This window comes from Rhizobium leguminosarum bv. viciae, from assembly GCF_012276115.1.
Taxonomy (GTDB): Bacteria; Pseudomonadota; Alphaproteobacteria; order Rhizobiales; family Rhizobiaceae; genus Rhizobium; species Rhizobium leguminosarum_T.
Genome location: NZ_WIEU01000007.1, coordinates 83,896 through 94,931, shown reverse-complemented (window position 1 = coordinate 94,931; position 11,036 = coordinate 83,896). Strand labels below are relative to the sequence as shown.

General features: G+C 59.7%; 9 protein-coding genes, 1 tRNA gene and 2 pseudogenes. 8 read left to right on the top strand and 4 right to left on the bottom strand.

Annotated elements, in window-relative coordinates:
* Nucleotides 1–68: 68 nt before the first annotated feature.
* Nucleotides 69–796: pseudogene (locus GFM02_RS15080) on the bottom strand (IS5 family transposase).
* A 267-nt stretch (nucleotides 797–1,063) separates the two neighbouring features.
* On the opposite strand from GFM02_RS15080, the gene GFM02_RS15075 reads away from it, so the two are divergent.
* The gene (locus GFM02_RS15075; RefSeq protein WP_168322037.1) at nucleotides 1,064–1,561 is read left to right on the top strand and encodes a hypothetical protein; all 498 of its coding nucleotides are present in this window, start codon (nucleotides 1,064–1,066) and stop codon (nucleotides 1,559–1,561) included.
* Nucleotides 1,562–1,583: 22 nt separating this feature from the next.
* Here GFM02_RS15075 and GFM02_RS15070 read toward each other — a convergent pair whose 3' ends face one another.
* Both GFM02_RS15070 and GFM02_RS15065 read right to left on the bottom strand, forming a co-directional pair.
* Nucleotides 1,584–2,879, bottom strand: coding sequence for a hypothetical protein (locus tag GFM02_RS15070; RefSeq protein ID WP_168322036.1), 1,296 nt, complete (start codon nucleotides 2,877–2,879; stop codon nucleotides 1,584–1,586).
* 321 nt (nucleotides 2,880–3,200) lie between these two features.
* Nucleotides 3,201–3,276 (bottom strand) — tRNA-Lys (locus tag GFM02_RS15065).
* A 231-nt stretch (nucleotides 3,277–3,507) separates the two neighbouring features.
* Here GFM02_RS15065 and GFM02_RS15060 point away from each other — a divergent pair.
* The 7 genes and pseudogenes from GFM02_RS15060 to GFM02_RS15030 all read left to right on the top strand — a co-directional run bounded on the left by GFM02_RS15060 (nucleotide 3,508) and on the right by GFM02_RS15030 (nucleotide 9,838).
* Nucleotides 3,508–4,257, top strand: coding sequence for a cytochrome c biogenesis CcdA family protein (locus GFM02_RS15060; protein WP_020049820.1), 750 nt, complete (start codon nucleotides 3,508–3,510; stop codon nucleotides 4,255–4,257).
* A 243-nt stretch (nucleotides 4,258–4,500) separates the two neighbouring features.
* Nucleotides 4,501–5,271 carry an SDR family NAD(P)-dependent oxidoreductase gene (locus GFM02_RS15055; protein WP_168322035.1) on the top strand — a complete coding sequence of 257 codons (771 nt, stop codon included), beginning with the start codon at nucleotides 4,501–4,503 and terminating at the stop codon, nucleotides 5,269–5,271.
* Nucleotides 5,272–5,488: 217 nt separating this feature from the next.
* A pseudogene (locus GFM02_RS15050) lies at nucleotides 5,489–5,702 on the top strand (ion transporter); the annotation flags it as partial.
* A 295-nt stretch (nucleotides 5,703–5,997) separates the two neighbouring features.
* On the top strand, nucleotides 5,998–6,789 hold the full coding sequence (locus tag GFM02_RS15045) for an SDR family NAD(P)-dependent oxidoreductase (protein WP_168322034.1): 792 nt from the start codon (nucleotides 5,998–6,000) through the stop codon (nucleotides 6,787–6,789).
* 295 nt (nucleotides 6,790–7,084) lie between these two features.
* Nucleotides 7,085–7,573 (top strand): cupin, encoded by a 489-nt coding sequence (locus GFM02_RS15040; RefSeq protein WP_168322033.1) that lies wholly within the window; start codon nucleotides 7,085–7,087, stop codon nucleotides 7,571–7,573.
* Between the two features lie 198 nt (nucleotides 7,574–7,771).
* Nucleotides 7,772–8,707, top strand: a complete 936-nt coding sequence (locus tag GFM02_RS15035; protein WP_168322032.1) for an MBL fold metallo-hydrolase — start codon at nucleotides 7,772–7,774, stop codon at nucleotides 8,705–8,707.
* Between the two features lie 168 nt (nucleotides 8,708–8,875).
* Complete coding sequence (locus tag GFM02_RS15030; RefSeq protein WP_168322031.1) at nucleotides 8,876–9,838, top strand: AEC family transporter; 963 nt, start codon at nucleotides 8,876–8,878, stop codon at nucleotides 9,836–9,838.
* Here GFM02_RS15030 and GFM02_RS15025 read toward each other — a convergent pair.
* A complete protein-coding gene (locus GFM02_RS15025; protein ID WP_168322030.1) occupies nucleotides 9,806–11,017 on the bottom strand; it encodes a UbiH/UbiF family hydroxylase in 1,212 nt (403 codons plus the stop codon). The two genes, GFM02_RS15030 and GFM02_RS15025, sit on opposite strands and share 33 nt — an antisense overlap.
* Between the last annotated feature and the right edge of the window lie 19 nt (nucleotides 11,018–11,036).

The window sequence follows — 11,036 nt, the reverse complement described above, 5'->3', positions numbered from 1 at the left end:
AAAGGAGCATCGCGCGGTGGAATAGGCGGGGTGAAGATCGGCAAGGAAGCACTAGGGCCGATCGACATTCATGGTATCCAGATCATGATTGCGGCGAGATGGATGAACCTGTGAAGTGGATAGTTCGACGCTCGTAGCGCGTGGCAAAGCGTCGGAAGTGTTTCAGGCGATTGAAGCACCTTTCGATGCGATTGCGATGCTTGTTAATCGGATTATGCGGGATGATGACTCTCGGGAACGATTTGAGGGTATGACCGCCTCGGCCTCCATCTTCGCGATCGTTGCGCGCAAGGCATTGCTGTCATAGGCTTTATCGCCCAGAACGGCCTGACCTGTCTGGTCATGAAGAAGAGCGGGAGCTTGCGTGACGTCGCCGACCTGGTCGGCCGTCACGATAAAGCGCAAGGGACGCCCGAGTGCATCGGCCAGCATATGGATCTTGGTCGTCAGTCCACCTCTGGAACGCCCCAGCGCCTGATCCTTGCCCCTTTTCCGCTCGCCGCCTGTTGATGAGCAAGCACGATGGTGCTGTCGATCATTAAGTACTGATTGTCCCGGTCAGCAGTGAGGGCATCAAAGACCCGCTCCCATACGCCGGCATGGCACCAGCGACTGAACCGGCGATGGACCGTCTTCCACTTGCCGTAGCGCTCCGGCAGATCCCGCCAGTGTGCACCCGAGCGCAGCACCCACAAACATCCGTTCACAAACAACCGGTTATCTACCCCGTCCGACCCGGATCGCTGGCCTAGCCTGGCAACAAAGGCGCAATTCTCGACCATTGCGCCTCGTTCAACTCCTATCGCTTCACTCCCATCAAAGGCCTCCGTGCTTCACACGGTACCCTATGAATCAGTGATCAACCGATTTGGGAATCCTGAATGTCGATCGGTCCTAGGGATAACGTGTTCATCTGTCAGGCCTTCCGGTGAGAACCGTTGCAGGCAGAACACGCATTGGCCGGTGGACGGATAATTTTTGATAGCCATATTCGTTGATGCTGTAATCAAATCGGATGACCTTCGAAGTATCTACAACACAATGCTATTGGAGGAACGGTCGCATGGACGCATCGATTATCGAGACGGCGCTCGGTCTTGCATCTACCGCGGTGTCTGTAACAGGCAAGGCCGCATCTACTGCGGAAGCAATCAAGAAGTTGTTTGCTTCTGACAAAGCGGCCGACGCGGAGGAGGCGATCAAGCTTGTCAATATTTTGGCAGCGGAGCTGACCGCCGCCAACCTTATGAAGGTGAACCTCAGCAAGGCACTGAAAGACCTCAGCGTTGAATTGCGCATTGAAGACCAATTCGAAAAGGACAAGGCGCGCTACGAGCTGTTCACAACATCACAGGGCGATATCGTCTTCAAGCTTCGCGCGGACGCTGCCGGGGGCCAACCCGAACATTTCATCTGTCCAGCCTGCCTCAATAAAGATCGGCTGATCATCTTCATCCAAGGCACGGGCGACCATAAGCGCTGCCAAGTGAACCAAAATCATCTCTATACCTTTGGCAACACTCCCATTCGCAGCAGCGCCAGTGAAAATCCTTACTACTGAGGTTGAGGGGCGCGATACTCAGCTAACCGCCAGCTCCCTTTAACGCTTTTGGGCCTAGTTCGATCTCCGCTCCAGGCACTGCCAGCTTCACATTTGAAGCCTTCCCGATCAGTGCGGAGGCTAGGTAGTCGGCTGGATGCATATCCGCCGTATCATCCTTATCTGCGGTCACGAACAGATTGCGTGATATGTTCTCCAATAGTTGATCCGGAATGGGCGACTGCTGCGACATTTTCCATTCGAACGCCGTCTCTACCACCCACTGGGCGCGCGTGATATCGAGTTCGAATTGCTTCAGGTGAAATTCGCTATCGGCCAAGCGCTCGAACCATCGATTCATCCAACGCAAATACCAGCTTATAACGCCCAGAAATCCGATCGAAGCAGTAGCGGACTTGGCAATAGCCAGAATGCGTTCTGCTGCCGTTGAATCTGCCAAACCGGTCACGGCCAGAGCTTCCGAGGTGAAAAAGTAGATGAGGAAGCCGAGGATGGCTGCGGATGCGGCTACCCCGACGTGGATTGGCCAGCGTGCTCTTTTAGTCTCAGGGGTAAGGTCTAGTTTTTTGAACCGATCGGCCAGCCTTGCCTTTAGCTTTTCATGAAGTTCACGACGGACGTGTGTATTGTTGCGGTCATCCAAGGCGCGAACACGTTCGGCGACCTCGTCGGCCTTCTGGGCGAGAAGCGTGCGTTCCGCATCGTTCGCCTTCTGAGCCTCTAATCGCTCTGCGGCTGTTTGCTCTTCAAGCTGCTTCCTTAACTCGAGGTACTCCGCATCGAGCTCTCGCCTTGCACGAGAGGCCTCCTCTCCAACGTCGAGAGTCATTTTCTGCAAGCGCTCGATGATGTTCTGATGGGAGCGCAGAACTGTTTGGAACGACTTAGGATCCTTGAAAGCCGCAGAGGCGGCATTTACATCCTGCCCGAATACTTCTTCTATCAGTTGGTTAACAGCGTTCGAAGCGTCGAGGCTGAGTGGCGGTGATGGGCTTCCGCCATGATTCGGATTGATGCTGAAAATTAAAGCGTCGAACAAGGACGGATCGAATTTTGCCTCGGAGTTTTGCTCGGGGCGTCTGTCGATAAAGACGTGAACCCGCGAAATAGTAGTTGATATTACAGTGATGCTCTGCAGTCTTGAATTGCGGATCCAATTATGCTCGGACGTCTCGTCGTCCAAAGAGAGAGTAAACGCTCTTTCTTGGCCGGCGGTGTGGACACTTATCGTGTCGGTGCCAATGAGGCGAGCCACGCCAGAAAAGAATGACACCAGTTCAGCATCATTCTTCTTTGAGACAAATTTTGTACTTTTCATCGTCGATTCGCCCTGCGGTTAAGCTAGTCGAATCCGAACATCACCGCGCTCGGTTGTCCATGGCATTGCGACGCAACCCCACAACTAATCGGGATCCACCCACCCCATCCAATTTTCGGAAGGGTCTTCCGCTTCGTCATTGAATCATGGCTGGCTACTGCAGATGCTAGCAAAACAATTTATCGCCCCAGCGAGTCGCCAACTCTGCGGTCTCCCTGGTAACATGCGGCACAAAAGCCAGTCACGTGCCGGAAAGCGTGGCGAAGCGCGGTCAATTCCCGAAAGGTTGGCGCTTATCATATTGATATTGCTTGCAATTTTTGGTGAGAGCGTCGGGGTTCGAACCCGAGACCTACTGATTAAAAGTCAGTTGCTCTACCAGCTGAGCTACGCTCTCCCTCTCCGCGGGTGTGACCACCCCGGCTGGAAGTGGGCGGAACATAGGCAGGCGACCCATGCCGGTCAACCGAAAATTTTGCCTTTTGCAAACGTTCGGCACATTTCTTGCGCACGCCAAGACAAATATCTTACGTGCAGAGACAGATTTCTTGCGCGCGCAAAAAGGTGATTGGCAATCGCTTGCGTGCAAAGCTAGGAACATCTCGCAGATTGCAGCCGGAGAGAATGCGTGTCGATTGCCGATATTTCCCTGTGGAGCGCGCTCATTGCCGGGGCGCTTTCCTTCCTGTCGCCCTGCGTGCTCCCCCTCGTTCCGCCCTATCTCTGCTATATGGCCGGCATCTCCGTCGAGCAGTTCCGCGGCGGTGGTGCGGTGGCGGTGGCGCCCGACGTCAGGCGCGGCGTGTTTTTCTCGGCACTGCTCTTCACGCTCGGCTTTGCCACCGTCTTCGTGGCGCTCGGCGCCGGTGCTTCCAGCATCGGCATGGCGCTTCGCCAGCATCTCGACCTCTTGTCGAAGATAGGCGGGCTGATCATCATCGTCATGGGGTTGAACTTCCTTGGCCTCTTTCGAATCGGGGTGCTGGCGCGTGAGGCGCGCTTCCAGAGCAGCGGCAAGCCGGCGACGCTGACAGGCGCCTATATCATGGGCCTTGCCTTCGCCTTCGGCTGGACGCCCTGCATCGGCCCGGTGCTCGGCGCCATTCTCGGCGTTGCCGCCTCGCGGGAAACGGTCGGCTCTGGCGCCGGGCTGCTCGCCATCTATTCGCTCGGCCTTGCCATCCCGTTCTGGATCGCCGCCGGCTTTTCCGGCGCCTTCATGCGCTTCCTGTCGCGCTTCCGCCGCCATCTCGGCACGGTGGAAAAGGTGATGGGTCTGTTCCTCGTGCTGACCGGCCTCGCCTTCCTCTTTGGATGGGTCAGCAATGTGGCGATCTGGTTCCAGCAGACCTTTCCGATCCTGATGCAGATCGGCTAGCTAGGCCACCGGCTGCCGATTTTCCTGGCCATGGTGCAGGTGCGTTGGCTCCTCCGCTTCCTCCTGCGCCGTCCGTCGCCGGTACCGGCGGGCAATGCCGCCTTCTGCGCGGCCTATCGGGAAAAGCGTCCCACGTTGCGGGATAGCCCATTGGTCAAAGGGACACTCCTCAGCATGCTGAGAATATCTGGCATCCGCACGCCGACGCTGCCATAAATGAGCTTCATCGAGGGAGGCATCGTGATGCAGAAGAATGCGCCGGACTTCAGCCTTGAGGGCAAGGTGACCTTAGTGACGGGAGCGAGCCGTGGGATCGGTCGAGCTTGCGCACTTGCCTGTGCCGCAGCAGGTTCCGATATCGTTTTGGGGGTCCGCGATGTCGCAGCGTCGGCGGGTCTGGTTGCCGAACTCGAGGGAGCGGGGCGAAAAGTTCTCCCCGTTGAACTGGATATTCCCAACAAGGCTCATATCGCACAAGCCGTCGACGCGGCGCTTGCGACGTTCGGCCGGATCGACATCCTCGTCAACAATGTCGGCGTGGCTCCGGGCAATCTCGCGGAACTGGTCGAGGAGAAGGATCTTGACGAGATACTCGATGTCAACATCAAGGGTACCTTTCTGATGACGCAGGCTGTGGGCCGGCACATGATCAAGCGCAACGGCGGCAGGATCATCAATATCAGCTCACAGGCCGGTACCGTGGCACTGCGCGGCGAGGCAATCTATTGCATGAGCAAGGCGGCCATCAATCACCTCACGCGCTGCCTTGCAGCCGAATGGGCACGCTATAATGTCACCGTAAATACCGTATCGCCGACCTTCATTCACACCGATGGCACAGCACCTTTTCTATCCGATGCCGACAATCGCGAAGCGACGCTCGGTCACATTCCGCTCGGCCGGATCGGCGAAACCGATGATGTGGTGGGTGCCGTAGTCTTCCTTGCATCACCGGCTGCGAGCCTGATCACCGGCGCGAACCTGCTGGTGGACGGTGGATGGTCCGTCGCCTGAGATCGAGGCCCCCCTGCAGCGCAAGTCCTGTGTAAAGAGAACAACGATTTGCCGGACAAGGATCGTCCTACGTCATCACTGGCGATCTGATATTTCGACCAGCATTGATGGCCGCACCCCGGCTCTTATGCAAACTGTCTACGAATTCGGGCCCGGAGCGAAAGATCGGCACGAGTCCGCTGCTCAAGGACTTGCTACGCAAGGCCGGCTATTCAGCGGAGACATCACGCTTCCGGGAACGCTGGGCAAGCTCACTTCCGTCGTGACGATGATCGTCGGCATCTCCCTATTCGTCAGGCTTGCTCAGGCAGTCGTCCGGCTTCACAAAGTGACCTATCCCTGTCACCGATGCGGCCTTCCGCGCCATACGCCGACGCCTTCATTGCAAGGCGTGCGGAGATGCCTTGAACATACCGGACGAGGGATCGTGACCGCCGACCCTGGCTAGACGATACGCTAGGATTCGTACGCAGTCGTTGTCTGAGAGGGCGCCCAACGTCTTCGGGTTGGAGCGCAGCCCCGCAGATGTTGTTGTGCCAGCTCATTGGTTTGCGCCGGCCCGGCGCACTATTTCAAATCGGGTCCGTCGGATTGCAGCCCGCCCATACCGGGGAGCACGCCGCCGCCGACATCATCCTCTCGCGAAAGGATTATCCGCATCGCGGGCTGTTGCGAGACCGGTCGTCAGTTCATACGTTCTGTCATCCAACCTCACAGGAGCAGAAGATGCAGATCGACCTCACTGGCAAGACCGCTCTGGTTACCGGATCCACTGAAGGCATTGGATACGCAATCGTCCGCCAGCTCGCGAGGGCGGGTGCGGACGTGGTGGTCAACGGCCGGTCCGAAGAAAAGACCGCGAAGGCCGCCGGCCGCCTGAAAGGCGAAGGCGCCAAGGGAAGCGTGACCGCGGCGGCAGCCGATCTCGCGACCGCTGGCGGATGTGACGCTCTTGTCGCCCAAGTCCCTCACGTCGACATCCTCATCAACAACGCGGGCATCTTCCAGCCGCTAGACTTCTTCGATGCGGACGACGAGGTATGGGACCGACACTGGCAGGTCAACGTCATGTCCGCCGTTAGGTTTTCGCGCGCATATCTTCCGGGCATGCAGAAGCTCGATTGGGGCCGTGTCATCTTCATCGCGTCGGAATCCGGCTTTAACATACCGGTCGAGATGATCCACTACGGTGTCAGCAAGACCGCAGACATCGCGGTTGCCCGCGGCCTTGCCAAGCGCATGGCTGGCACGGGCGTCACCGTGAACTCAGTCCTTCCCGGCCCCACGCTGTCCGAGGGCGTCGAGGCGATGCTCGCAGAGGAACGTGCGAAGACGGGGAAACCGATCGAGGAGGTGGCGGCGGACTTCGTCAAGAAGCACCGCGCCGGTTCGATCATCCAACGCGCCGCGAGCGTCGAGGAAATTGCCAATCTCGTGACCTATCTGGCCTCCCCTTTGGCATCCGCAACGACTGGAGCTTCGATGCGCGTGGACGGAGGCCTGATCGACACGCTCTGACACACTCCACCGGGCACTGCACCGTCTTCGTCGGAAGTTGTCTCCGCGATGCGCTGCGGTGGCGGGCTATTCGGCGGCCTTTCCAAAGCCCTCCAATTCTCACCCTTTCGCAGACCAGTAGCTTTATCGAAAAGACGGCACGTCAAGGAACCGCTGGCGACCGCCAAGGTTTAGCCCCGAGAACATCAGCGCAGATGAGCTCAATGGAAAACGCAGCGAAAGACTTGGGCGAACAACGTCGACGGCTCGATGGCCGTCGCGCCGCGGCAATCGACGACGACCTTGGGAATTCAGTATGAACATCGAGATGATCATTTTCGGGCCGAGCGACTGGGTCCCGAACAACCCGCATCTTCCTGTATTGCTTTACAGAGGGCTGTTTGCCGACGGCGGACCGACCGATTTCGAACGTCGCTTCGCGGCAAACGCTTGGACAGGCATCTGGACAAACGGTGTCTTCGATTATCAGCACTACCATTCCGGTGCCCATGAAGTGCTGGGAATTGCATTTGGTAGCGCCACGCTGCTGATTGGTGGTCCCGGCGGTCAAGCAATAGCGGTGGCGGCCGGAGACTGTCTGGTACTTCCTGCCGGGACAGGGCATCAGAATCTCGGCTGCACGTCGAACTTCCAGGTCATCGGCGCTTATCCTAAGGGACAGCATGCCGACATTCAGACTTCGGCTGCTTCAAGCGAGACGCTGACGAAAATCTCGTCAGTACCCCTACCCGACACCGATCCCGTTCAAGGACCATCGGGATTTCTCATCGAGCAATGGCGATAGCAGGCTTGCCGCGGATCGACGCCGGCCCCATCAGCACCACGCCGGCAGCAAAAAGCGAGGCCTGCACCTATGCCGTGGTATGGCTTGCCCTGTCCCTCGGCCCCACTCGTCCTTATCCCTCGACCAATCGATCGCAAACACGCCTCCCTGTAGCGTCGTCGATGCCGTGTTTAAGGCGGCGGTCAGAAGGAGACGAACATGAACCTTGAGACAAAGATGAGCCTCGAAAACACCGCACACACCGGCAGACCTCGGCTCGACGAATTGGTGCCGTCGCGCTACGCGGTGCGGGTCGGCGAGATTGAGGTGCTGGTGGTCAGCGATGGAGTGCTACCGCTCCCTACCGCGATGCTGGGACACAACATCGATCCCGCCGTCCGAGCGGGCTGGCTGAAAAACATGTTCCTGCCAGCGGATGCTTTCGACTGGGCGCTGAACGTGGTCGTGGTGCGCAGCGGCGATCAGACCATACTCCTCGACGCCGGGCTGGGGATCGACCCGGACTTGCATCTGCCGCGGGCCGGGCAGCTGATCAAGCGTTTGGAAGCCGCCGGCATCGATCTTGCGTCGGTGACCGACGTGGTGCTGACCCACATGCACATGGACCATATTGGCGGGCTGCTCGTCGATGGGGTGAAGGACCAGTTGCGTCCGGACCTACGCATCCACGTGGCGGCGGCCGAGGTCAAGTTCTGGGAGGCGCCCGATTTTTCCCGTGTCTCCATGCCGCCGGGCTTCCCGGAAGCGCTTCGGGCAACCGCCGAGCGGTTCGCCAAAGAGTATCGCAGCCATTTCAGGCTGTTCGATGACGAGTACGAGGTCGCGCCGGGCGTGGTCGTCCATCGCACCGGCGGCCACACCCCGGGGCACAGCGTGATCCGCGTGGCGTCCGGCGGCGACCGGCTGATGTTTGCCGGCGACGCCGTATTCGCGGTCGGCTTTGAGCACCCCGACTGGTTCAACGGCTTCGAGCACGACCCCGAGGAGGCGGCGCGCGTTCGGATCCGTCTTTTGCGGGAGCTGGCGGAGACCGGCGAGCAACTGGTGGCCACCCACCTGCCGTTCCCGTCCGTCGGCCGGGTGGCTGTCGACGGCGACGCCTTTCGTTGGGTGGCGGCCTTCTGGGACTACTGATCGATTGTTGGGTTGGATCTTGGAGCGTGTACTCATCGCGTGAATGAGTCCACGCTCTATGGTTTGTTTTTTGAGCAATTCCGGACGCAAAAACCGCTACACACTTTTGCTGGAATTGCTTAAGTCAGATCCTGACCCGCCGATCATCCCCGCGCCCTGGAAGACCTCTTGGCCGAAATCGTCAGCCTGCTATTGCCGTTCTTCGGCCTGATCCTCATCGGTTACATCGCCGCCAAGGCGACCAAGCAGCCGGCCGAAGCGCTCGGCTGGCTGAACACCTTCATCATCTATGCCGCCCTGCCCGCTCTGTTCTTCAAGCTCGTCTCGCGCACGCCGATCGAAGAACTGACGCGCGTCGATTTCATCGCCACCGATATTGCGGCGACCTATGCAGTCTTCATCCTGCTTTTCGCCATCGGCCGCCTGCTGCGCGGCAATTCGCTTGCCGATTGCACCATCCAGTCCTTTGCCGGCGCCTACGGCAATATCGGCTATTTGGGACCGGGCCTGGCGCTCTTAGCGCTCGGCGAAGGTGCGGCGGTGCCGGTGGCGCTGATCATCTGCTTCGAGAACGCGCTGCATTTCGTCGTGGCGCCTGCACTGATGGCAGCGGCTGGCGACGACAAGCGTTCAGCCAGCCGGCTTATCGCCGACATCGTGCGGAAAGTCGGGCTGCATCCCTTCATCCTGTCGACGACGCTTGGCTTTGCCGTGGCTGCCTTGCATCTCGACCAGCCGCTGGCGTTTCAGCGCCTCGTCGACTATCTCGCCCAGGCGGCGGCTCCCTGCGCGCTCTTTGCCATGGGCGTGACGCTGGCGCTGCGGCCGCTGAAGCGGATCCCGGCAGAAATCTCCTATATCGTCCCGGCGAAGCTGATCCTGCATCCGATCGCGGTTTTCGTTGCGCTGACGGCGATTGGTGGTTTCGAGCCGGTCTGGATCCAGGCCGCCGTGCTGCTCGCCTCACTGCCGACGGCAACCAATGTCTTCGTCATCGGCCAGCAATATGGCGTCTGGCAGGAGCGCGCCTCGGCAACGATCCTGATCACCACGGTGTTTTCGGTGGTGACTGTTTCGCTCTGGCTGATCGTGATCCGCTCAGGCCTTCTTCCGCTTCAGCTTTTCCCGTAGCGCATCGGGAATATCGCGGAAGCCGCGGCCGGGCTCGATGCCCTCGCGCATGACGATATTGCGCAGCGGCGGTATCGCCGAGAGGATATGCAGGCCGGCAGCCCGCAGCATCTGGATGGGCAGGAAATCCGAAAGCAGCGAGCGGTTGAGAAGATCGACACTCGCCGTGCGCGTCATGATATCGGCGCGGCGTTTGCGGTCGAAGCTTTCGCCGGCATCGGCCGGTACCGGCAATTCCGCCCTGTCGCAGAGGATAGCGGCAAGCGTCATGATATCGCGCAGGCTGAGGTTCAGCCCCTGCGCCCCGATCGGCGGGAAGACATGGGCGGCCTCGCCAATCAGCGCGATGCGTCCCTTGCCGAAACGATGCGCCATCATGCCGGACAGCGGCCAGACTTGGACGCCCTCCTCGACGCTGACCTTGCCGAGTATGGACTGCATGCGCGCCTCGACGAGGGCGCCGAGCTGGGCAAGCGGCAATTCCATGCGGCTCGCCGCCTCAGCGGGATCCTGTACCCAGACCAGGCTGGAGCGGCTTCCCGGCAGCGGCACCTGGGTGAAGGGGCCGTGTTTGGTGTGGAATTCAGTCGAGATGTTCTGGTGCGGCAGCGAATGGGCGAAATTCAACACCATGGCCGATTGCGGATAGGACCAGTTGCGCACGGTAATGCCTGATGTCTCGCGCAGCTTCGAGCCGCGGCCATCGGCGCCGACGGCAAAATCGGCCGACAGCGTCTCGCCGCCGGCAAGCGTGATCGAGACCACTTCGGCTGAGATGTCGATCGATTCGGCCATACCGGTGAAGCGGGTGATATTGCCCTCGCCGGCGGCGGCCTCTTCGAGGATATCGATCAGCGCCCTGTTGGGGAAATTGTAGCCGAAGGCATCCAGGCCGACATCGGCCGCGCGGAAGGTGGTGGGAGGCGCGCGCAGCAGCCTGTCGGTGCCGTCGACGATGCGCATGCTGGTGAGAGGGGCGGCTGCGGGACGAAGCTTTTCCCAGAGCGCCAGGCGGTCGAGGAAGCGGATCGACTGATCCATCAGCGCTGTGGTGCGCCGGTCCTCCTTGGGAGCAACGGGGGCAACCAGCGCCACGCTGCGGCCGCCGCGCGCCAGCGCAATTGCGGCGATCATGCCGGCCAGACCGCCACCGATCACCGCCACTTCGAATGTCTTCATGCTATCGTTCCGCCATCGT

Coding starts and splice junctions, on each gene's coding strand:
- GFM02_RS15045 (WP_168322034.1), top strand. CDS start 5,998: ATGCAGATCGACCTCACTGGCAAGACCGCTCTGGTTACCGGATCCACT.
- GFM02_RS15040 (WP_168322033.1), top strand. CDS start 7,085: ATGAACATCGAGATGATCATTTTCGGGCCGAGCGACTGGGTCCCGAAC.
- GFM02_RS15055 (WP_168322035.1), top strand. CDS start 4,501: ATGCAGAAGAATGCGCCGGACTTCAGCCTTGAGGGCAAGGTGACCTTA.
- GFM02_RS15035 (WP_168322032.1), top strand. CDS start 7,772: ATGAACCTTGAGACAAAGATGAGCCTCGAAAACACCGCACACACCGGC.
- GFM02_RS15025 (WP_168322030.1), bottom strand. CDS start 11,017: ATGAAGACATTCGAAGTGGCGGTGATCGGTGGCGGTCTGGCCGGCATG.
- GFM02_RS15075 (WP_168322037.1), top strand. CDS start 1,064: ATGGACGCATCGATTATCGAGACGGCGCTCGGTCTTGCATCTACCGCG.
- GFM02_RS15070 (WP_168322036.1), bottom strand. CDS start 2,879: ATGAAAAGTACAAAATTTGTCTCAAAGAAGAATGATGCTGAACTGGTG.